The sequence below is a fragment of the Arthrobacter sp. Z1-9 genome, assembly GCF_054792695.1.
Genome location: NZ_CP096456.1, coordinates 3,273,722 through 3,294,234 on the forward strand (window position 1 = coordinate 3,273,722; position 20,513 = coordinate 3,294,234).

At 64.5% G+C, this 20,513-nt stretch carries 19 protein-coding genes; 4 read left to right on the forward strand and 15 right to left on the reverse strand.

Features of this window, described 5'->3' with window-relative positions:
• Positions 1 to 10: 10 nt before the first annotated feature.
• The 8 genes from paaE to M1D93_RS15220 form a co-directional block, all read right to left on the reverse strand.
• Positions 11 to 1,252 carry a 1,2-phenylacetyl-CoA epoxidase subunit PaaE gene (paaE, locus tag M1D93_RS15185; protein ID WP_461172301.1) on the reverse strand — a complete coding sequence of 414 codons (1,242 nt, stop codon included), beginning with the start codon at positions 1,250 to 1,252 and terminating at the stop codon, positions 11 to 13.
• Between the two features lie 9 nt (positions 1,253 to 1,261).
• A complete protein-coding gene (gene paaD / locus M1D93_RS15190) occupies positions 1,262 to 1,786 on the reverse strand; it encodes a 1,2-phenylacetyl-CoA epoxidase subunit PaaD (protein ID WP_461175035.1) in 525 nt (174 codons plus the stop codon).
• Between the two features lie 8 nt (positions 1,787 to 1,794).
• On the reverse strand, positions 1,795 to 2,697 hold the full coding sequence (gene paaC, locus M1D93_RS15195) for a 1,2-phenylacetyl-CoA epoxidase subunit PaaC (protein ID WP_461172302.1): 903 nt from the start codon (positions 2,695 to 2,697) through the stop codon (positions 1,795 to 1,797).
• Positions 2,694 to 3,179: a 1,2-phenylacetyl-CoA epoxidase subunit PaaB gene (paaB, locus tag M1D93_RS15200; protein WP_461172303.1), complete on the reverse strand. Its 486-nt coding sequence runs from the start codon at positions 3,177 to 3,179 to the stop codon at positions 2,694 to 2,696. The genes paaC and paaB overlap by 4 nt, the downstream gene beginning before the upstream one ends.
• Positions 3,176 to 4,216 (reverse strand): 1,2-phenylacetyl-CoA epoxidase subunit PaaA, encoded by a 1,041-nt coding sequence (gene paaA, locus M1D93_RS15205; RefSeq protein ID WP_461172304.1) that lies wholly within the window; start codon positions 4,214 to 4,216, stop codon positions 3,176 to 3,178. Before paaA ends, paaB begins: the two co-directional genes overlap by 4 nt.
• Before the next feature lie 513 nt (positions 4,217 to 4,729).
• Positions 4,730 to 6,043, reverse strand: a complete 1,314-nt coding sequence (locus M1D93_RS15210; RefSeq protein ID WP_461172305.1) for a hypothetical protein — start codon at positions 6,041 to 6,043, stop codon at positions 4,730 to 4,732.
• Between the two features lie 280 nt (positions 6,044 to 6,323).
• Complete coding sequence (locus M1D93_RS15215; protein WP_461172306.1) at positions 6,324 to 6,470, reverse strand: hypothetical protein; 147 nt, start codon at positions 6,468 to 6,470, stop codon at positions 6,324 to 6,326.
• A gap of 129 nt (positions 6,471 to 6,599) precedes the next feature.
• Positions 6,600 to 8,654, reverse strand: a complete 2,055-nt coding sequence (locus M1D93_RS15220; RefSeq protein ID WP_461172307.1) for a coiled-coil domain-containing protein — start codon at positions 8,652 to 8,654, stop codon at positions 6,600 to 6,602.
• Positions 8,655 to 9,260: 606 nt separating this feature from the next.
• Between M1D93_RS15220 and M1D93_RS15225 the strand changes: the two genes are divergently transcribed.
• Positions 9,261 to 10,010: a GAF and ANTAR domain-containing protein gene (locus M1D93_RS15225; protein WP_461172308.1), complete on the forward strand. Its 750-nt coding sequence runs from the start codon at positions 9,261 to 9,263 to the stop codon at positions 10,008 to 10,010.
• 15 nt (positions 10,011 to 10,025) lie between these two features.
• Here M1D93_RS15225 and M1D93_RS15230 read toward each other — a convergent pair whose 3' ends face one another.
• Positions 10,026 to 10,220: a hypothetical protein gene (locus tag M1D93_RS15230; RefSeq protein WP_461172309.1), complete on the reverse strand. Its 195-nt coding sequence runs from the start codon at positions 10,218 to 10,220 to the stop codon at positions 10,026 to 10,028.
• A 224-nt stretch (positions 10,221 to 10,444) separates the two neighbouring features.
• On the opposite strand from M1D93_RS15230, the gene M1D93_RS15235 reads away from it, so the two are divergent.
• On the forward strand, positions 10,445 to 11,179 hold the full coding sequence (locus M1D93_RS15235; protein WP_461172310.1) for a GAF and ANTAR domain-containing protein: 735 nt from the start codon (positions 10,445 to 10,447) through the stop codon (positions 11,177 to 11,179).
• 111 nt (positions 11,180 to 11,290) lie between these two features.
• On the opposite strand, the gene M1D93_RS15240 is transcribed toward M1D93_RS15235, so the two are convergent.
• On the reverse strand, positions 11,291 to 11,446 hold the full coding sequence (locus M1D93_RS15240; protein ID WP_461172311.1) for a hypothetical protein: 156 nt from the start codon (positions 11,444 to 11,446) through the stop codon (positions 11,291 to 11,293).
• 357 nt (positions 11,447 to 11,803) lie between these two features.
• Between M1D93_RS15240 and M1D93_RS15245 the strand changes: the two genes are divergently transcribed.
• On the forward strand, positions 11,804 to 13,207 hold the full coding sequence (locus M1D93_RS15245; protein ID WP_461172312.1) for an MFS transporter: 1,404 nt from the start codon (positions 11,804 to 11,806) through the stop codon (positions 13,205 to 13,207).
• Between the two features lie 55 nt (positions 13,208 to 13,262).
• Here M1D93_RS15245 and M1D93_RS15250 read toward each other — a convergent pair whose 3' ends face one another.
• From M1D93_RS15250 to M1D93_RS15265, 4 genes are all read right to left on the reverse strand, one after another.
• Positions 13,263 to 13,517 carry a hypothetical protein gene (locus M1D93_RS15250; protein WP_461172313.1) on the reverse strand — a complete coding sequence of 85 codons (255 nt, stop codon included), beginning with the start codon at positions 13,515 to 13,517 and terminating at the stop codon, positions 13,263 to 13,265.
• Between the two features lie 140 nt (positions 13,518 to 13,657).
• Positions 13,658 to 14,317: an RraA family protein gene (locus M1D93_RS15255; RefSeq protein WP_461172314.1), complete on the reverse strand. Its 660-nt coding sequence runs from the start codon at positions 14,315 to 14,317 to the stop codon at positions 13,658 to 13,660.
• Positions 14,318 to 14,431: 114 nt separating this feature from the next.
• Positions 14,432 to 15,418: a hydroxyacid dehydrogenase gene (locus M1D93_RS15260; RefSeq protein WP_461172315.1), complete on the reverse strand. Its 987-nt coding sequence runs from the start codon at positions 15,416 to 15,418 to the stop codon at positions 14,432 to 14,434.
• Positions 15,419 to 15,425: 7 nt separating this feature from the next.
• Positions 15,426 to 16,751, reverse strand: coding sequence for an MFS transporter (locus M1D93_RS15265; protein WP_461172316.1), 1,326 nt, complete (start codon positions 16,749 to 16,751; stop codon positions 15,426 to 15,428).
• A 184-nt stretch (positions 16,752 to 16,935) separates the two neighbouring features.
• Here M1D93_RS15265 and M1D93_RS15270 point away from each other — a divergent pair, with 184 nt between their 5' ends.
• Entirely contained in the window at positions 16,936 to 18,456 is a 1,521-nt protein-coding gene (locus M1D93_RS15270; RefSeq protein WP_461172317.1) for an IclR family transcriptional regulator, read from the forward strand.
• An 80-nt stretch (positions 18,457 to 18,536) separates the two neighbouring features.
• Here the strand turns inward: M1D93_RS15270 and M1D93_RS15275 are convergent, their stop codons facing one another.
• A complete protein-coding gene (locus M1D93_RS15275) occupies positions 18,537 to 20,333 on the reverse strand; it encodes a glycosyltransferase (protein ID WP_461172318.1) in 1,797 nt (598 codons plus the stop codon).
• Positions 20,334 to 20,513 lie beyond the last annotated feature (180 nt).

Genomic DNA, 20,513 nt, shown 5'->3' on the forward strand with positions numbered 1-20,513 from the left:
GCTCCTTGGGTTAGACGTCGAAGTCGACGGTGACTTCCTTGCTGGTGGGGTGGCTCTGGCAGGTCAGCACGTACCCCTTGTCCAGCTCATCCTGCTCCAGCGCATAGTTTTCGTCCATGGTCACGCTGCCGGTGACCACCTTGGCCCGGCACGTGCCGCACACTCCTCCGGCGCACGCGAACGGCACGTCCGGGCGGACCCGCAGCGCGGCGTTGAGGATGGACTCGCGGGCGTGGGTGGGGCTGGCCACCTCGCCCTGCAGGCCGTCCAGCTTGAACGTGATCTTGTACGTCTCCTTGGACTCGTCCACCACCACGGGACGGCCCGCGTGCCCCTCCGGCTTGTCCGGTTTGCCGGACGTGAACAGCTCGAAGCGGATATTCTCCGGCTTCACCTCGCGCTCGGCCAGGGTGTCCCGGCACAGCTGCACCAGCTCGAACGGCCCGCACAGGAACCACTCGTCCACATCGTCCGCGTGGATGGCCGTTCCCAGCAGCTGCTGGAGCTTCTCGGCGTCGATCCGTCCGCTCAGCAGCGGCGCGATCCGCTGCTCGCGGGACAGCACGTGGTGGATGGCCAGCCGCTGCGGGTACTTGTCCTTCAGGTCCGCCAGCTCCTCCAGGAACATGACGTCCATGGCGGCCTTGTTCGCGTAGATCAGGTCGAACCGGGCCTCCGGGTTGGCGGCCAGCAGCGTCCGGGCGATGGCGATCACCGGGGTGATGCCGCTGCCGGCAGCGATGGCCACGAAGCTCGCTTCCCCGTGGGAGGCGACGTCCCCCGCCAGCTCCTCCGGATTGTTCATCGAGTTCATGCGGTTCTGCTCCACCGCCTGGCCGTCCCGGCCGTGCCGGGACACAAACGCGCCCATCGGGCTCATGACGTCCAGGGTGTCCCCGGCCTTCAGCTCCGCGTTAGCCCAGGTGGAAAACAGCCCGCCCAGGTCCTTCTTCACCGCCACCCGGATCTCGCTGCTGCCGTCCGCGAAGCTGCGCGGCTCGGCGCAGATGGAGTAGCTGCGGCGCACCTCGTGCAGCTCGCCGGCCTCATCGGGCAGCTTGGTGCGCAGGGCCACGTACTGGCCGGGCAGATAGTCGAACTGGCCGGCGAGCTCTGTGGGGACGTGGAAGGCCACCTCGATGGCGTCCTCGGTGAGCCGGCGCACCTCCTTCACGGCGAGCGTGTGGAAGGACGGACGACGGCGGCCGGTGGCCTGCGCCGTTTCGGCGGCGGTCTGGCGGACAACAGGCATGGGGCTTCCTTACAGCACTTTGAAGTAGTCGAACGGTTCCTTGCAGTCCTGGCACACATACAGCGCTTTGCAGGAGGTGGAGCCGAAGCGGGTGAGTTCCTTGGTGTTCAGGCTGCTGCACTGCGGGCATTTCACGGCCAGGCTGAGGCGGATGGGGCCTGCGTGGCGGGCTGCTCCTGCCGTGCCCGACGGCGGCGCGATGCCGTACTCCTGCAGCTTCTGTTTTCCCGCCTCGGTCATCCAGTCCGTGGTCCAGGCCGGGGCGAGGACCAGGTCCACCTCGACGTCTGGGTAGCCTTCTTTGGCGAACGCTGCTTTGAGGTCGTCGCGGATGGCGTCCATGGCCGGGCAGCCCGAGTAGGTGGGGGTGATGGTGACCCTGACTTTGTTGTCCTGGCCCACCTGCACGTCGCGGAGGATTCCCAGGTCCTCGATGGTGAGCACCGGGATCTCCGGATCGCAGACGGTGGCGGCGATGTCCCAGGCCGTTTGCCGCGGGGTGCGGGTGCGGGTTTCGAAGTCGGAGATGTACATGGCCGCCGTCACCAGCTGGCTCCGGGATGCTCGCGGGCCAGCACCTGCATCTCGGCCAGGAGGTAGCCCAGGTGCTCCGAGTGCCTACCGTGCCGTCCGCCGCCGGGGGCTGCCGGGACGTCCGGCACCTCCAGTTCTGCTTCTTTGAGGACTTCGCCGGTGAGCCGGTCAAAGTCCTCACGCAGGCTGGAAGGCGCGACGGCGGCGCCCGCCTCGGCGAGCCTCTGCGTCAGCTCGTCGTCCTGGAACAGTTCGTTGACGTACGGCCACATCAGGCGCAGGCCATGGATCATCCTTCTTCTTGATTCTTCGGTGCCGCCGGCCAGACGTAGGATCCACTGGGCGCTGTGGTCCCGGTGGTAGTCCACTTCCTTCACGGCCTTCGCGGCGATGGCGGCCAAGGTGGCATCAGTGGATTCTGTGAGCCGGCGGTACAGCTCGAACTGGTAGTAGCTCACGATGAACTGCCGCGCGATGGTCACCGCAAAGTCGCCGTTGGGCTGCTCGAACAGCTCGACACTGCGGAACTCGTGCTCCCGGCGGAAGTAGGCGAGGTCATCCTCGCTCTTCCCCCAGGCGCCGCCGGCGTAGCTGAGGAAACTCCGGGCGTGGCCCAGCTGGTCCAGGGCGATGTTGCCCAGGGCCACGTCCTCCTCCAGTTCGGGGGCGCGGGAAATCCAGTGGCCCAGGCGCTGGGCGAGGATCAGGGCGTCGTCGCCGAGCCGAAGGGCGTACTCCCCGACGTCCTCCGACGGCTTGGCCAGGCCGGTGCGGACCTCAAGCGCGATGTCCTCCGGACGGAGCGCGTTGCCGGGGGTAATTCTTGTTGCGGAGGCGTTGCTGTCGCCGCCTGCCACGCCGGTGGAGATGTCGCCGTGGCCTGTTTCGGTCTTGGAGGCAGGGGTGCTCACAGGTGCTTTACCCCTTCACTCTTGGTGTAATACGTGGCGTGCCGGTAGTCCTTGCCCTGGGGCGACTCGAAGAACGAACCCTTGGCGTCGGGGTCGCTGGCGGCGATGGCCTCCGCGGGGACAACCCAGATGGAGACGCCCTCGTTGCGGCGGGTGTAGAGGTCGCGGGCGTTGCGCAGGGCCATGGCGGCATCCGGCGCGTGCAGGGAGCCTGCATGGACGTGGCTGAGGCCGCGGCTGGACCGGACGAAGACCTCCCAGAGGCCCCAGGCGCCGCGGTCTGCGTGCTTCGCGGCCGGCTGGATCGAGGGAACCTGGTTCTCCGAGGCCGGGGTTGCTGCGGCGGCCGGTGCCGGTGCTGCGGGGGCGGCTGCGGTGTCGGGGCCGGCTGCGGTGTCCGGGCCGGCGGGAACCTTTGCCGCATTGGTGGTGATGTCTGCGGCCGAACTGGCGGGGACTTCCGGGTTGCCGTGCGGACTCATGCTGCGTATTCCTTCGTCGTCATTGACTGCTTTGCCTGCTGTTTTGCTGCGTAAGCGGCAGCTGCCTCGCGGACCCAGGCGCCGTCGTCGTGCGCTTCCCTGCGCCGCTCCAGACGCTGGGCGTTGCAGGGGCCGCGGCCGGCCAGGACTTCCTGGAACTCATGCCAGTCCAGCGGGCCGTGTTCCCACTTCTTGGTGTCCTCGTTGTAGCGGATCTGGTCGTCCGGGAGGGTGAGGCCCAGGACCCTGACCTGCTCCACCATCATGCCTACGAAGCGGCTGCGGAGTTCGTCGTTGCTGAAGCGCTTGATGTTCCAGGCCATGGACTGCTTGGAGTTGGGCGAATCGTCGTCCGGCGGGCCGAACATCATCAGCGACGGGGCGTACCAGCGGTTCACGGCGTCCTGGGCCATCTGCTTCTGCGCCGGGGTGCCGTTGGAGAGTTCCAGGAGGATCTCGAAGCCCTGGCGCTGGTGGAAGGACTCTTCCTTGCAGATGCGGACCATGGCGCGGCCGTAGGGGCCGTAGGAGGCGCGGCAGAGCGGGACCTGGTTGCAGATGGCCGCGCCGTCCACCAGCCAGCCGATGGCACCCATGTCCGCCCAGGTGAGGGCCGGGTAGTTGAAGATGCTCGAGTACCTTGCTTTGCCGGCGATGAGGTCTTCCATCATCTTGTCCCTTGTTTGGCCAAGGGTTTCGGCGGCACTGTAGAGGTACAGTCCGTGGCCGGCCTCGTCCTGGACCTTGGCCATGAGGATGGCCTTGCGCTTCAGGCTGGGGGCGCGGGAAATCCAGTTGGCCTCCGGCTGCATGCCGATGATTTCGGAGTGGGCGTGCTGGGAGATCTGGCGCAGCAGTGTCTTGCGGTAGGGCGCCGGCATCCAGTCCTTGGGCTCGATGCGTGAGTCCTCGGCCATGACCCGGTCAAAGTTGGCCTGGCCGTCCGCCTCCTGGGCCGCGAGCCGGGCCTGCTGCTCCGGATCCTGCTCGCGTGGGGCTGGATCAGCCGGCACTGACTGCAAGTTCTGCGCTGCCATGGTTGCTCCTATGCAAAGACCTACTGGGACGTGCCGAATTATTTACCGACCGTTCGTTCAGGATATGCGGAAGCGTTCCGGACCGTCAAGCGCGTACCCCCTCCCCCTGCGACGCTCCATCACCTCCCGCAGCCTTTTCACCGACGCCCCATCACCTCCTGCGGCCTTTCCCCCGACGCCCCATCACCTGCCGCGGCCTTTCCCCCGACGCCCCATCACCGCGCCACGGGACTAGGGGTTGTCAGCTGGGACTGGGCCGACCCTCGTGGCGGGAAGCTGGAAGAGATGCTGGCAGCGGCAGGCGCGGGCCGGCGTCGTACGCGTTCTGCAGCTGTTGACGCGCGAACCCGCGGTGACACGGACATTTCTTCCGTGACCCGTTTAGTCGCCCGGCCGTCCGCCCACGTTCGGCGGCCGCGGCAATTCCTGCCGGGTTCGCCCGGCCAGTTGACGGTGGGCTACCCCTACGGCGGGCCGCTCTAACCAGCCGGTATAAAGAGTGTCTTTACAAGTTCAGCTATGCCGTTGATCCGAAAGGACTTCAAGTCTTTCGAGATCCTCTGCCGGAGGCTCTGGAGTTGCTGCATCCTCGTCAACTTTGGAACGGTGGCGCCGTCTGCCTGCCAGGACCAGGACGGCAGCCCCTGTCAGCATGGCTGCGACCACTGTGCCGAGAATTGCCGGAAGGTTGGATATGAAGCTGGTCCCCGCGTTGTCAGATGTGGTCTGAGCCGTGGGACCTGTTTCCTTGATCTCTGGCGGTTCCGCTTGGGCGTTGGCTGCAGGCGGCGCGGATACGCGTAGGTCCTGTGCCGGGAAGACTGTCGCGGATTTATCAGCGGTGTTGGTCACGATAACGGACCCGTTGGGAGCGACGGCAAGATGTCCGGGCTTCTGACCGGTGGGCAGGCCGAGAGAAACGCTTGTCCCGCCGGGTTTGATGACCGAGAGACCGTTAGCCGTGTAGAGGACGTAGGCAGTTCCGTCCGCGCCCACTCGAATTTCCTTCGGGCCGCCTGGAACTGCCACGCGGTAGGCGACCGCTGAGTCTCCGGACTTGATTACGGCGACGTCGTTTGCGGTGATGTTGGAGACGTAGACAGCGCCGTCCGGGCCTACCGCGATCCCGTTGGGATCGCCGGATCTGTCAGGTGTCGGCCTGACATCGATCGTCCGTGAAACCCTGTCGGCACCCACAGGAATGACCGAGACGGTCCCATCGTTCTGGTTGGTCACGTAGGCGGTTCCGTCCTGGGCAACGGCTACTCTCCTGGGATTCCCACCGACGGCGATTTCGCGAGCCGGGGCGCCGGCTCCCGGTGGGATGACAGAGACTGTGCCCAGGTATGGGTTTGGAACAAAGACGGTTCCGTCGGTCGCCGCGGCTATGAGGTGGGCGCCGGGACTGAGAGGAATGGTACGCGCCACCGCAGAGGAGCCCTTCGGTATCACGGCGAGTTTTTCCTGTTGCTGGGCGAAATCCCACCCCTCCACAAACAAAGTCCCATCTCCCGACAAAGCCATGCCGGCAGGGCTGAAACCGGTCATCACGGTCCTGACCGGTTTGCTCGACCCCGCAGGAAGAACGCTTACCCCTCCGCCCGGAGAATAATCGCCGATGTAAGCGGTGCCCTCGGCGTCGATAACGACGCTGAGAGGTGTTCCGCCAACATCAACGACATCCCCCGATGCCATCGACGGGCCAGCACCAATCAACAAGATGCTGGCAGCGACGCCCACAGCTATGCCCGCGGTGAACCGCATGCACCTACCCCCAAACCCTGCAAAGAAGAAAAACCCTTCGATGAGCTTACTGAATGAACACAAACGTAATTCCTGGTTTCAGAGCGGACTGCGGGAGAACCGCTAGCAGTTTCTTTTGCCGGACTTCTACGGGCTGCAGCAAGCGACAAATATTCCAGCCGGCCAACTAGAAGCTGGCGAATCTCTCGAATTTCTTGATGTCGTCGATTCTTAGAGCCCAGCAGAACCATATGGCGGCAACGGCGAGCAGCAACACGATCGACCCGGTCGCGATCCTGGTCTGGGCCCGCGGTCGCGCAATAATCGAGACGCCCGCCGCTGCCGAAGACAGCCGTGAGCGTCGCTATGCGGAGGCTCTCAGGGGCTCGAGGGTGGCTAGGACGAGGTCGAGGCCGAAGATGAACTCCTCCGCCGGGTCGTAGCCGGCAGCGACGAGCGCCACGGCGGACTCGTTGAGGTAGGGGAACTCCTCAGGAGGAAGCTGGGGCACGTAAACCTCCTCGACCATGTCCGCGAGCTCGTGGAGCGTGAGCGCGCCTGGTCCGCGCTGCGTCGCAGGGAGACAGTAAAGCGCCCCAGGAGAGCCGGCTCCTGGGGCGCTTCGGGGTGTTGCGGTCAATCAGGCGAGGCACCCGCCCAGCGCGATCGTCCCGTCGATGGCGGCGATGCGGCCAAGGACCACCTTGTACTGGTCCTGCAGGCCGGCGACGACGACCTTCTGGGCGGCGACGGCGTCGCGGTTGACCTTCTTGGCGCTCTCCAGGGTCCGCAGGGTTGCGGACTCGGTGACAATCTTGGCATCGAGAGCGTTCAGGTCGGCCTTGGCGGTGGTCAGGGCCGCCTCCTTGTCGCTGATCGACTTGTTGAGCGTGTTCAGCGAGGTCTGAAGCGGGGCGAGGCGGTTCTGCAGGGACAGGATGGTGTTCTCGGCGGCAGTGATCGAGGTGTTGAGGGTGCCGAGCGTCGTGACCAGCTTGGTGACTTCCCCGTCGAGGCGCGTGACCTCGGCGGTCTCCTTGGCCACCGCGGTGTTGGCAGCGGTCAGGGTGGCCTGCAGGCCCGGCAGGGCGTCCTCGAGGGCCTTGAGCTCGCCCTGCTTGGTGGTGATCTCCACCTTCGCGGCATCGAGGCCGTCCGTCAGCCCCGGAAGCGCGGCCTCGAGGTCGGCGATCTCGGACTTCTTCGCGGTCACCGCCGCGTTGGCGTTGGTAAGGGCTGTGTTCGCGGCGGTCTGGGCGGCCTTGGCGTCGGCCAGCGCCTCGGTGGCGGAGGTGACAAGAGTGTTGGCACCGGCGAGGCTGGCCTGCAGGCCCGGGAGAGCCTGCTGCAGGTTGCTGGACTCCTGCTGCTTCGCGGACAGCTGCGAGTTGAGCGTGGCCAGCTCGCCCTGCAGCTTGGTGAGGTCACCGTTCAGGGCGGTGATAAGCGCTGTGTTGTCAATGGTCTGCGCCTTGGCCGCGTCGAGCTGTCGGTTGAGTTCCTGGATTTGGGTCTGCAGGCGCTGCTTCTCGGCGTTGTCGTTCGAGTCCTGACGCAGGTTCCGCAGGCGGGCGATCTCGGCCTCGAGTGCCGGCACCGTCGTGCTGGTTCCCGACGTGGCGGTGGCAGCGGCGATCTCGGCCTTTTTGGCGGCGATTTGCGCCTCCTTGGTGAGGATGTCGCCCTTGAGGCCAGCGATCTCAGCGTCCAGCACGGGCTGCCTGGCCTCGATCGTGCTGATCTGCTGGCTCAAGGTGGTGACGCTCTGCTCGGCCAGACGGAGGTTCTCTTCGGCCTTGACGACGGCGGCTGTCGCCGCTGCGGCGGTGGTGTCGGCGGTCTTGGCGGTGGCTTCCAGCCCAGGCAGCGCGGTGCGGGCGTCCGCCAGCTTCTTCTCGGCGGCATCCACGAGGACCTGGGCTGCGTCGCCCTGATTGACCAGCCCGGCCAGCTCCTTCGTCGCGTCCTCGATCGCCTTCAGCTGCGAGTTGACGGCGTTCTGAGCAGTGGTGGCGGCCGCGGTCGCGCTGTTCAGTCGGGTGGTCGCAGTGGCAAGCTCACCCCTCTTGGTGGCAAGGCTGCTCTCAACGCCGGCCTTCTGGGTGTTCAGGCCCGCGAGGGTCTTCTCGGCGTCGGCGAACTGGGTCTGCAGTGGCGTGATCTGGTTGACCAGCGTGGTGTGCTCGCCCTGCAGCGTGGTGAGCGCGACTTCGGCGGCCTTGATGGCCGCGTCCAACGTTGACCGATCCTCAGTCATCTTGGCCAGCGACATCTCAGCGGCGGCGATGTCGCCGTCCAGCTTGGCGTTCGCGGCGTCAAGGTCAGCGATCTGTTTCTCGGCCGCAGCAATTTGCTCGGCGAGGGAGGTCTGGGTCGCAACTAGTGCGGCGCGGTCGGCCTGCAGCTTGGCGATCAGCTCAGCGTTCTGCCGAGCGGCGGCCTTCAGCAGGTTCGGCTGCACCATCCCTCGGTGCCCGAGCTGGTTGGTCACACCGTTGCAGATGCCCGATACAGGGGCGGTCTCGGCCGACACCTGTGGCGCGAGAACCAGCATGCTGGTCAGGACCCCCGGCAGGATGACAGCGCTTGCAACGCGGCGGACAAGGAGGGATTTCGCACTAGTGGCGCGCACAGTTACTCCTGGTGATTTCGCGGTGGGCCCGGTCACGACGGGAGCCAAAGTTTTCTTGCTCATAGTGTTCCTTCGTACAGGCCCGCTGGGGCATGCTGTTTTGGAGTACACCGCGGCATATGCGTTAGGCGGCGCACTAACTTAGACCCGGGGCAAGACTTCCGCGCTTCTACAGAAGCCACCCCGCTTGGCCAAACTCCGCATCTGCTTTACGGCTCCATACAGAATCGCTTCTTAGCCTCAAGATTCAGTCAGTATCTCCTCCGGATGTGCACAATTTCAGGGCTCGGACGTGTCTTATAAACCAAGAGCTTTTCAAGCCACTGTTCCGGGCCCCGGGAGGAGTCGGCGGGTGTGAATCGCAGCCGTAAATGGCGCGGTTTTGCCAGCGCTAAATGGCACCCGGTCGGTTGATAAGTGCTGGTGCGTCCTATAGAACGTTGCCCTAGACATTCGGAGGTCGCGGACGACCAGCGCCGCGGGCTCGCCACTTTCAACCAGCACGTCAGTAGCGCTGTTCCCCCAGACCCGAAGCCGGGCATGAGAAGGGTACATTCTTTGTCAGCCAGGCACTGGTTGGTGTCCTAAGCTGAGAGGGAAACGTCCGGCAGTGGGCGCCTTCATCCCGCACGGTTTTCTGCGGTTGGAGACACTTCCTGAGGACGCGCCATGGACGCTTTACCCTTCCTTACAGAACTGCCGGACGGAATTGCCTCCCGGCTTCAGGACATGGTCCTGGAGACCTCGGACGCTGAGGAGTTCTTTCAGGAACTCGCCGTCTTCTCAGCGTCCCTTCTGTCTCCACCTGATTCGAAAGTGCACTGCAATGTCACCGTGGTGCGCAGGAAAAAGCCTGTCACGGTAGCGTGCAGCAATGCCCGGGCCCGGGTAATGGATGAACTCCAATACGCCTACGGCGACGGGCCGTGCCTGACGGCCATGCGTACCGGGACGACCACGTTCGTCCCGGACGTGTCGCGGGAACACCGGTGGCCTGAGTTCATCCGCGCCGTCGCCAAAAAGGGAATCCAATCAATCTTGGGTGTTCCCCTGCGGTTGGAAGGAGAATCCACAGCTGCGTTGAACATCTACTCCTCGCGGCCACACGGCATTACGGGCGAGGACATCGCCCGCGCCGAGCTGTTCGGTGAACAATCCGCTAAGACCCTCCGGCTGGAACTGCGCCTGACCCGGCTTCAGGACGCAAAGGACAACCTGGAAGCGGCGATGAAGAACCGCACGGTGATTGATGTTGCCGTCGGGGTCATCATGGCCCAGAACCGGTGCAGCCAGGACACCGCGATGACGATCCTGCGGAAGGCGTCCAATTCCCGCAACGCCAAGCTCCGAGACGTCGCGGCAGCAGTCATTGCATCGGCGTCACCAACGGCAAGCCTGCGTACCCACTTCGATGAATAAGCGAAGTGTTACGGGTCAGTAGCCGGTCCGGGACCGCTTCCTGCGGCCCCGAAGCTCTTCTACCGCGAGGCCGAGAAGGTCAAGGTCCAAGGCGCTTGGCTCGTGCATGCCAAACAGCAAGGATTCGAACTCCTCGGACAATGCATTACCGCCGTTGCCAAAATACTGCAGCCAGAGCTCGTAGACGTCGGTCTCGTCTTGTTCAATCATGGATCGCGCTGTCAGTCGTGGATCTTCCACAATGACTACTCTCATTTCGGCGGCCGCGCCGGGTCCAGCACTCGCCGCTCTCCTCGTGTCCCTATTGCCCGGGATCACTCAATCGTTTCATGATGTTCCGAATGAGGCCACCAGCAGTGGACAAAAAATAGAAATCCGGAGTCAAGGCTCCTTCCGTTCTGAAGGATCCCTTGATTCCTTATAGATTGGCACCCATGGAGACCCCGGAAGGCCTGGACGACAACGAGCGGCTGCAGGACCTGGTAGCCGACATGAATGACATCAAGGACCTCCTCGATGGCATGACGGGACTGGCAGCCACCACGCTCACCCAGCTCACGGGGGCCAGGATCGAGTGTTCGATGACCCTGCACCGGCACAAACGCCCGTCCACGATCGCCGGGAGCAGCGACCAGGCCATTTTCCTGGACGGCATCGAACAACGCATCGGTGACGGGCCGTGCCTCCAGGCCCTACGCACCGGGGCTCCGGTCCTGATGCAGGACCTATCAGCGGACCCCCGGTGGCCCACGCTCCGAAGCGAGTTGACGAGCCGGGGCTTCGGCAGCGTCCTAGGTGTCCCTTTGAAGCTGGGACCCAAGGCCTCAGCAGCCCTGGGCTTCTTCGCTGCCGCACCAGGAGCTTTCACTGAAGACATCGTCAAGGATGCAGGCCTTTTCGGAGAGGTCGCCGGCCGGGCACTAAGACTGGGCCTCAGGATCGCTGCCGCTGAACTCCAGTCCAAGGACCTCGCCGCGGCAGTGGGCCGCAGGGCCGCCATCGACATGGCCCGCGGCATCATCATGGCCCAAAACCGCTGCACAGGAGAAGAAGCATTCGAGATGCTCCGAAGCTTCTCCAACACCCGCCACACGACGCTGCACGACGTGGCCCTCGAAGTCATCGCCAACGTCGCAGGAACACCCGGCACCCCCCACTTCGAACTCTGACCAGAGAACCTGTGCTGGGTCGTCAGCTCAGGATTGATCGATTGGTGGACTTGGCCCACCGCGATCACGGCCCGCTGGCCGTTCAGGTCGACCACTCGGTAGGTTTCGTGTTCATTTTGAATCGAGCACCAGCGTGAGCATTCGTAGAAGGCCGTCGCCGTCGCCAGTCGACCAACCGTCTGGGACGGTGACCTCGAAAGGCACGGTGAAGCCGGTGACGAGGTAAGTGCCGGCGTCGATGTCGCCGCTGTCCGGCAGCGGTGGCACCGTGCGAGCCTCCGAAGCCGGAGGGCGGACGGGAGGGAGACGTCGTCGGACTCATACTCGCACCCGCCAAGACTTCCAATCAGTGCGATAGCCACCAAGGGCAAGAGATGGCGCGACCGCTGCACACCGCCTTTCGCACCTTGCCTAATATACCCCCCTGGGGTATTGTTGGTTCTGTCAGTGACATGGTATGTCCCGGCCGGTGCCCTGCACCCGCCCTCACAGCCGTCAACTCCCGCACCCATTGATCCTTCGTCAAGGAATGCAATTACTGACATGCCTAAATCTAAGAATCCCGCCCGAACTTCTTCCGCCTCTTCCTCGGCTCCACAGCAGAGGGCCTTGATACCACTGCTGGTGATCGCAACCGCGCAGCTGATGCTGGTACTGGACGACTCGATCGTAAACATCGCGTTGCCAAGCATTCAGCAAGAGTTGGGGGTGGATCCGGTGCATCTGCCCTGGATCGTGAACGCCTATATCCTCGCGTTCGGCGCCCTGCTGCTCCTGGGCGGGCGGATCGGTGACCTCTACGGACGCCGGCGCGCCCTTCAGGCGGGCCTCGCTATCTTCGTGCTCGCATCACTGGCCGGCGGAATCGGCGTTAACAGCGAAACGCTTATCGCCGCTCGTGCCATCCAGGGGCTGGGAGCGGCGCTGGTCGCCCCGAACGCGCTGGCACTGATTGCCACCACCTTTTCTGAGCGCAAGACCCGGGACGCGGCATTGTCCCTCTACGGTGCGATGTCCGGCCTCGGGATCGTCGTTGGACTGCTGCTCGGCGGCTTCCTCACCGGCACGCTCGGCTGGCGGTGGGTCTTCTTCATCAACGTCCCTATCGGGGTACTCGTTCTCCTTGGCAGCCGAAACCTCGTCGAAGCTGACCGCCATCCCGGGACCCTCGATCTCCGGGGCGCGGTGCTGGGAACAGGCGGCATGGTCGCCCTGGTTTACGCCATCACCCGCTTTGGTGAGGACGGCTTCACCGACCCGTTCGGGCTTGGACTGATCGGGGCCGCAGTTGTGCTGCTTGCAGCATTCATCGCCACCCAAGCGCGCAGCCGCACGCCGCTGGTCCCCCTGAGCCTGTTCCGGGACCGAGGTCGCGCCGGCGCCTACGCGTCAATGCTGCTCCTGGCCATAGGACCCATGGGCACCTTCTACGTGATCACCCTCTACCTCCAGCAGGTCCAGCAGTACAGCGCCCTGCAAACCGGCGTGAGCTGGCTGCCGTTTGCTGCGGGACTGGTGCTTGGTGCAGGTTCTGCTCCCAAGCTGCTGAACCGGGTCGCGCCGCGCTTTGTCGCCGCGGCGGGCGCTCTGCTTAGTGCTTTTGCCGCGTTGTGGTTCTCCTTTATCCAGATCGACTCGAGCTACTGGCTGCAACTTGCACCGGCCATGTTCGTCCTCGCACTCGGGTTCGGCCTCGGCGTCATCGCACTGACGCAAGCGGCGGTTTACCACACGCAGTCACATGAAGCTGGGATCGCGTCTGCTCTGTTGAACTCTGCCCAACAGATAGGTGTCGCTCTTGGTTTGGCCGTTCTGGCCGGAATCGCCGCGACCGTCACCAGCAGTCCCGAGCATGCCAACTTGACCGAAGATGCCCAGTTAGTCGCGGGATACAGCAGCGCGCTCGCCATCGCTACCGGCATGCTCATAGCGGCCGGCATACTGGCTGTCAGCACCTTGCCTTCCAAACCCACTACCCAGACTGATGAAGCACCTGCCCTGGCGGATGTAGGCCAGCCAAGCCACTAACCCCGAAAATTCCCTCTATGTCCGGACAAGAATGGTCGCTTGCCATCCGGAGCTTCTATCTGTGCAGGGCTTTGCCGGTCATACGGTAGGAGACGGTTCCTTCGAGCTGCTTGGGCTCAACCCAGACCTGGAAGCCCTCTGAAGCTTCGTAAAGGGTTCTGGAGGATTGCTCGTCGGATGCAATCCAGATCATGGAGGAATCGGGCATGGCGTCGTCGACGATGCCAGTGCGGATGACTTCGCCATGTTTCTTTATGTCGACCGGGGCGCCGATGAGCCGGGCCCATTCGTGATGGCGATATGGGGTCATATCTTCGTTTCCTCAAGTTGTGACTGTTGGTGGTGTGGAAAGGCGGCCTGTCACTCGCTCAAGCCAAGTGCCTCTGGGATTGGTTCCCCAGAGGCACTTGGTGATGATGCGGAGGGTCGGAGCGCCGGGGTTTTGGCTGACTAGGGGGTGCCGGCCAGGGCGGGTGCGGCCGAGTTTCTGATCCTGATTCGAAGGTTTTCTTCGAATTTTTCGATCTCCGCCAGCCTGCGGAGGACGCCTTCAGCACGCTCGAGGGGTATGACAGCGACGCCGTCATCGTCGGCGGTGATAAGGTCACCGGGATTGACGACGGTGCCGCCGCAGGCAACTGGCACTGAGACGGCTCCGGGTCCGTACTTCGCCGGCCCGGCAGGTGATACGCCGCGGGCCCAGACGGGCAGGCCGAGGTCTTTAATGGCGGCACGGTCCCTTGTCAGTCCGTCGATGACGACACCGGCGATGCCGGCGGCGAGGCAAATTTCTGCCAGGAGGTCACCGAATACGGCCCTAGTTGTTCCTCCGAGCGCGTTGATGACCAGGACATCGCCGGGTTCAGCGTCATCGAGGGCACGATGGATCGCAAGGTTGTCGCCTTCCCGGGTCAGTACCGTCAGTGCCGGACCAACACAGCGGCCGGTGGCCCACTGTGACGCAATGCCGGTGTCCATGAGGTTGAGCCTGTCCATGGCGTCACCCACATTGGCCGTGGGGTACGGCTTCAGGCCCTCAACAAGCCCAGTGACTGTGTTCGTGGGACGGGGGCTGACCGTGAGTGAAGTAGTTGCTGCGTCGATAAACATGTTGTCCCTCAATGACTCGTCTGGTTGGGTTCTGCCGCTTAACACCATCTGCGGGTGTTATGCCTGCGTTGCTGCTGGCGGCCCGACTGGGGGGCACGGCGGTTCTGCGGCTGATTAGGCGGGAGCGGGTGCCGCAATGTTGTTCACGGCGCACTGCGGCCGCTGACCGGCAAGCGCCTCCTGGATCGCCTGCAGGGCACCGGTCCCGGCGGCCAGAAAGGCCTCTTTGCTTTGCCCGGCGACGTGTGGGGTCACGATCAGGTTTGGCACCTCCGCGATCTGAATCTTGGAGTAGGCGATGGGGTCTCTCATGTCCACGGACTCCCCTTCAAGGACATCAAGCCCGGCCCCGCCCAGGTGGCCGTCTTGGAGTGCCTGGGCCAATGCGGGTTCGTCAATGAGTCCTCCGCGGGAGGTGTTGATCAGCACTGATCCTGGCCTCATCCTGGCCAGGGCGTCGGCGTCGATAATGCGCGCCGTCTGGTCGGTCAGTGGCATGTGCAGGCTTAGGACGTCCGAGCCGGCAACAGCCTCATCGAGTGTCGCCGGAGCAGCACCTGCGGCCTCGATGGCCGAATTCTGCACGAAGGGGTCATGGACAAGGACGTGCATGCCGAAGCCTTGGGCGATGGTGGCGACCATGCGGGCGATGTTGCCGAAGCCCAGCAGGCCAAGGGTGCGGCCGTGCAGTTCGAAGCCGTTCATGTGGGGTTTGGCTGCTGCCCATTGCCCGGCGGTGGTCTGGGCGCTTCCGTACGGCACTTTCCTGGCCAGTGAGAGCAGGAGTGCGAAGACGTGCTCGGCGACGGCGCGGCTGTTGCTGCCTGGAGTGGTGGTCACCCAGATGCCGGCGTCGGTGGCCGCGTGGATGTCGACGTTGTCGGTTCCTACCCCGTGGCGGGCGATGATGCGCAGCCTGGGGGAACCTTCAATTTTTTCCCGGTCGAAGCGTTCGGCCCGGAGCAGGACGGCGTCGATATCGGCGCGGATGTCTTCGTAGCGCACAGCATCCGCGCCGTAGCCGAGGTGGACCTGTCCCAGGGTGTGCAGTTCTGCCAGGACATCAGAATGGATCTCGTCGGAGACGTAGAAGGTGGGCATGGTGTTCCTAGCGGTAGAGATGGGATGAGGCGGTCAGGGTGTTGTTGCGTACCGTGCCCAGCAGCACGGCCAGGCCCAGGACACCGAAGATCATCAGCATGTAGGCGGGAATCATGGTGTTGCCCGTATTGCCGATCAGCCAGGTTGCCACGTACGGGGCACCGGCACCGCCGAGTACAGCCCCGACGCTGTGGCCGAACGCGACGCCGCTGTGCCGGACCTCAACGGGGAAGAACTCGGGCATGGCAGCGTAGGTGCCTGCCTGGCAGAGTGCGTAGGGCACCATGCCAAGAAGCAGGCCGAAGATCGCCAGTGACAGCGAACCGGCGTTCATGAGCATGAACGAGGGGAACGTGAGCGCGATGTAGGCGATGTAGGAGGCCGTCAGCAGTCTCTTGCTGCCGATGCGGCTGCCCAGTTGGCCGGCCAGTGGAATCAGCAGCGCCGCGGTGGTGACCGCAATGAGGACGATGGTCGCTGCTTCAGCCTTGCTGAAGTCCAGGACCGTGCTGAAGTAGACGGCCACGTAGACGGTGCCAATGTAGGTGCCGATGTTCTGCACCAGGGCGATAAAGAAGACCTTCGTCAGCCGTGAGCGGTGATTACGGAACAGTTCAACAATCGGGGCCTTAGTCGTCTGGCCCTTGTTGGCGCTCTGGGTGAACTCCGGGCTGTCCTCGATCTTCAACCGCATCACCAGGCACAGGATGCCCAGCGGAATCGCGAGGAGGAACGGGACCCGCCAACCCCAGGATTCCATTTCCGCAGCGGGCACAAAAGACGCAGCCAATGCAGCAACACCTGCAGCGCCGGCCTTGCCAAGGACCCCAACGCTGGGAATGAAGGAGATGTAGAGATTCCGGCGCTCCACCGGAGCCCATTCACGAATATAGGTCGCGGCGCCGCCGATCTCGCCGCCTGCAGAAAGGCCCTGCAGCATCCGAAGCAAGCCCAGCAAGATGGGCGCCCAGATGCCGATCTGCGCGTAGGTGGGCAACAGCGCGGTAAGCCCGGCCGCTCCACTCATCAGGATGACCGAACCGATCAGGCTGGCGCGCCGGCCGTAACGGTCGCCGATGCGCCCGAAGAAGATCGCTCCCAGCGGCCGGACCAGGAAGGCCGTGCCGAAGACCAGGAAGGTGTTCAGCAGCCCCGCTACCGGATCACCGCTGGGGAAGAACACGACGGCAATGGTCGCGGCCACATAACCGAACACGCTGAAGTCGTAGTACTCGATAAAGGTTCCGAACGCGGCAACGCCGGTGGCCTTCTTTGCCTTTTTCAAATGGAGGGCACCCGTCTTTGGCGGGGCGGACTGACTAACTGGGGGCATCTTTGCTCCTATAAAAAATGGGACACTGTCCTAATATGTAGTTAAAGTGTGATGTAGACCATTTCTCCTGTCAAGCGGGGCCTTTAGTCTTCCGCGGCACGTGCAGGGGGTGTCTGACGGTAGCGTGGTGACAGCAGTCCCAGCTCATAGGAGGAGCTGGAGAATCAGGAGATGGTGGGGCCAAGTGAGCGACAGTGCCGTGGCAGGGAACGAGCGCATCGTCGAGGTCCTGCATGCCCTGGTGACCCAGACTGAAGCGAAGGGCGTGCGTGAACTTGCACAGGCCCTTGATGCCAGCCGCAGCACGGTCAACCGCGTCCTGCTGTCCTTGGAAGACCATGGGCTGGCATCTGTCGGTGGGAGCGGAAACTATCAGGCCGGTCCGCGGCTGCGCGTGCTGGGGGCAGCACTGCACGCTCGCCACCCGCTGCTGCAGCATGCCGGGGCCGTTCTGGAACGCCTTGGAGAACGGGCCGACGCCACCGTGCTGGTCGCTCTTCACGACGCACCCCGGCCCCGCGTCGTCGTCGTCGCCTGCCGCCGGCGGCCTGGGCCCATCAAGTATCTTCTGGAGCCCGGTACCGTCCTGCCCCTCCACGCCGGAGCCACGGGCCGCTCCATACTGGGCAGGTTGGGAATCAATGCCCTGGGAGATGAGCCGCTGGAGGCGCACACACCGGATACCGTGACTGAACGGGCCGAACTGGAAAGGCTGCTCGCCGAGGACGCCCGCGCCGGATACACGATCAGCGTAGGACAACAATTCCCCCTGGCCGCCGGCGCCGCAGCGTCGTTCCAATGCCACGGTCTCACGGGATCCGTCTCCATCACCCGGCCCCGCTTCCTCACCCCGGACGAGGACCTGGTCCGCTTCGGGCCCAAGGCCAGGCAAGCCGCGCAAGCAATTGAAGCCGCCTGTGCAGGCCCCGCAATGCCACCGAAATTAGACCCCATCACCTTCCCTGCAGGTTCCACCGCTGTGGAGCGCACCGCCCGCCTCATCACCGCACTGGCAGCCAACCCTCACGGCTTGCCCACCGGCAACGATCTCGCCCGTGGCATCGGAGCCAACATAGCCACCACAAACCGGCTGGTTTCAACTGCTGTAGCCACAGGCCTGGCACTGCACCACCAAGGCACACTGCAACCAGGCCCCCGGCTATTTCACTGGGCAGCCCTTCTGGGCCCTGACATCGACCCCGCCCTCATCGCACGTCCAATTCTTCGTGAACTCGCAAAGGAATCAGGCGAAACTATCGGCCTCATCCAATTCCACGCCGATACCAAAGAAGCGGTAATGACAACCGTCGTGGACGGAGTCAGACCCCTGCATTACGGCCTTGCTTCCGGGGTACCCATCCCCCTCTACGCCGGCGCAGGTGGAAAAGCCATACTCGCCCACTGTCCCCCCAGCGACGTCCGGGCGCTCAAGCTTGAACCCCTGACCGACCGCACACAAACCAATCTACGGGCCCTCGAAAAGGACCTCGAAGACATCCGGGAACGTGGGTGGGCGATCGGTGAAGGTGAACGCATCCCAGACGCTTTCGGCGTGAGCGCGCCCTACTTCATCAACGGAACCATCGCAGGATCCATCACAGCCACGGTCACCAGACTCCGCTTACCAGAAATCGACATTCAGGCACTTGCACGCATGGTTCAACGAGCTTCCCAACAGCTGACGCGGACGCTTTCTACCCCCTAATTGGTGTCGTAATTAAGCGGCTGAGCTCGCCGCCGCGAGACCGAGCGCAACGGTGCCGCCGGCCTGGACGCTGTCGCCGCTCATGGCGCCACCCGGTACACGCGTGCGTCAACGTTGCTGATCACGAGCTCCACGCCGTCTTGCGAGCCCAGCCAGGTTTCCAGCTCGTCGAAGTTGCCTTCGCTGCTGAGGCCCCGGAGCACGAGGCTCGCCTCCGACGAGCGCGTGAGCAGCACCATTGCTCCGGCAGGGTTGTGCCGGGCATAGCCGTAGACGAGAGGGCCGCACGTCGCCGTCGACAGGCCTGCTTCGCACAGTTCGTCGACCGTCCGGTACTTGTGTTCGAGGTATGCCTCGCTGCGCCACGGCGTTGGGTGGGCAGCCGAGATGATGGCCGAGCCGGGTGGCGCAAGACGATGTGCGGCGGCGACCGCGTCGACTTCAGCGTCGGTGAAGACGTCATACCGGGCGTTGCCGAACCGGCCTGTCACGGACATCACGGCCAACAGGAAGCAGGTCAGCGCAAGGCTTCCCGCGGCGAGGCCCGCAGCGGCCCGGGGGGAGCGGCGTGTGCTGCCGTCCTCGGGGAGCAGGACCGAGCACGCCTGCAGGGCGATGAAGGGCAGCGCGAACAGGGAGACGCGGATGAGCATCTCCCCGCCATACGACTGCATGGGGAAGAGCAGCAGCGGGCTGACAGCGAGGAGGACTACCCGGATGTCAAGACGCCCCCTGCGCCAGTCGCGCACGACCCCTGCCGCGGCGAGGGCCCACAGGACGAAGGTCAGAATCATCCGAAGCCGCACCACCAGCACATGCCCAGGGGTTCCGCTCAAGCGGTTGACGACGTTCGCCTCCGTCGCGGCCTGCAGTCCGGCGTCCGCCAGCGGTGGGTGGCCCACGAGGTAGGCGCTGGCGGGGTAGACGAGCCAAAGCGCCAGCACGACCGCGGTGATCAGGGGCAGCCGGCTGGGCCAGACACGTCCGCTCAGGGTGAGGGCAGTGACGGTGATGAGCACCAGGAACGGCGTCAGTTGATGGCTCGCGCAGATGACCGTGATGAGCAGGAGGGTCACCGCGAGGGCGCTCACCCGGTGCCCCGGCCGGTGCTCGGCGGGTGACCGCCCTCGCCACCACTCCGCCAGGTCGGCGCGTCCGAAGCCGAGGAACCTGGGGGTCCGCGCGGCCAACGGGCCGAGGACCAACGCGATGACAACGAGGTACAGGAAGAAGGCGAAGGCCTGGGGAGACAGGTAGTCCTGGTCCTGCCAGTTGCCGAGGCAGAAGATCCAGAGCACGAGCCAGCGCCGGCGCGCATCGCGCGTCAGGTAGCCCGTCAGGACACTCAGGGCAGCGAGCCACAGACCCATGTTAATCACCGGTGCCCACAGGGCAACGGTCACCGGGTCAAGACCTGTCGCCTTAAGCACCGTCGCCAGGAGGGCGAAGAACCCCGGCCAGTTAAAGTAGGCATCGATGTCCGGGTCGATCCCCGGGGTGGTCGAGAGGGCGTCCGCAATGCCGAGGTGCCGGAACGCGACCTCACCGCGTGGTACGTCCGTCACGAAGGATGCGGTGCCGAAGAGCACGAGCACCAGTACCAGCACCAGCCACAACATGACCGGGCGGCGCGCCGGGCCCGCGGCATCTCCGCGCAGCGCCACGACAAAGGCGACGTTCAGGACCAGAAGCCCCACCCAGAACGGGTAGGGCAGGACGGCGATGAGCCCCAGGTCGCTGTTCACGGGCAGTGCCACCGTGGACGCAGCCCAGACCACAAGCGCCAGTGACACTACTCCCGCCAGTGCGCACCCCACGTCGCGGGGCTTCCAGCCTGCCTGGATACGGCTGGAAGTATCAACCACGCTGGCCATCATGACTCCTTAGTGATGCGCCGGAGAACGGCGACTAACCGAAGGCCGACCGCAACGGGGCACGAGTCCGGCGGCCAACCACCGCAGCGCGTCAGCGGATGCGTCGGCGTACCGCTCGCCCAGCAGGCTAAGCAGCGGGTGAGCGAGGAGGACCAGGACGACTGCCGCCAGACCTCCGATGGC

Bases quoted from the DNA above. Each gene is read 5' to 3' on its own strand.
- paaE (WP_461172301.1), bottom strand. From the start codon at position 1,252: ATGCCTGTTGTCCGCCAGACCGCCGCCGAAACGGCGCAGGCCACCGGC.
- paaD (WP_461175035.1), bottom strand. From the start codon at position 1,786: ATGTACATCTCCGACTTCGAAACCCGCACCCGCACCCCGCGGCAAACG.
- paaB (WP_461172303.1), bottom strand. From the start codon at position 3,179: ATGAGTCCGCACGGCAACCCGGAAGTCCCCGCCAGTTCGGCCGCAGAC.
- paaA (WP_461172304.1), bottom strand. From the start codon at position 4,216: ATGGCAGCGCAGAACTTGCAGTCAGTGCCGGCTGATCCAGCCCCACGC.
- M1D93_RS15220 (WP_461172307.1), bottom strand. From the start codon at position 8,654: ATGAGCAAGAAAACTTTGGCTCCCGTCGTGACCGGGCCCACCGCGAAA.
- M1D93_RS15225 (WP_461172308.1), top strand. From the start codon at position 9,261: ATGGACGCTTTACCCTTCCTTACAGAACTGCCGGACGGAATTGCCTCC.
- M1D93_RS15230 (WP_461172309.1), bottom strand. From the start codon at position 10,220: ATGATTGAACAAGACGAGACCGACGTCTACGAGCTCTGGCTGCAGTAT.
- M1D93_RS15235 (WP_461172310.1), top strand. From the start codon at position 10,445: ATGGAGACCCCGGAAGGCCTGGACGACAACGAGCGGCTGCAGGACCTG.
- M1D93_RS15250 (WP_461172313.1), bottom strand. From the start codon at position 13,517: ATGACCCCATATCGCCATCACGAATGGGCCCGGCTCATCGGCGCCCCG.
- M1D93_RS15255 (WP_461172314.1), bottom strand. From the start codon at position 14,317: ATGTTTATCGACGCAGCAACTACTTCACTCACGGTCAGCCCCCGTCCC.
- M1D93_RS15260 (WP_461172315.1), bottom strand. From the start codon at position 15,418: ATGCCCACCTTCTACGTCTCCGACGAGATCCATTCTGATGTCCTGGCA.
- M1D93_RS15265 (WP_461172316.1), bottom strand. From the start codon at position 16,751: ATGCCCCCAGTTAGTCAGTCCGCCCCGCCAAAGACGGGTGCCCTCCAT.
- M1D93_RS15275 (WP_461172318.1), bottom strand. From the start codon at position 20,333: ATGATGGCCAGCGTGGTTGATACTTCCAGCCGTATCCAGGCAGGCTGG.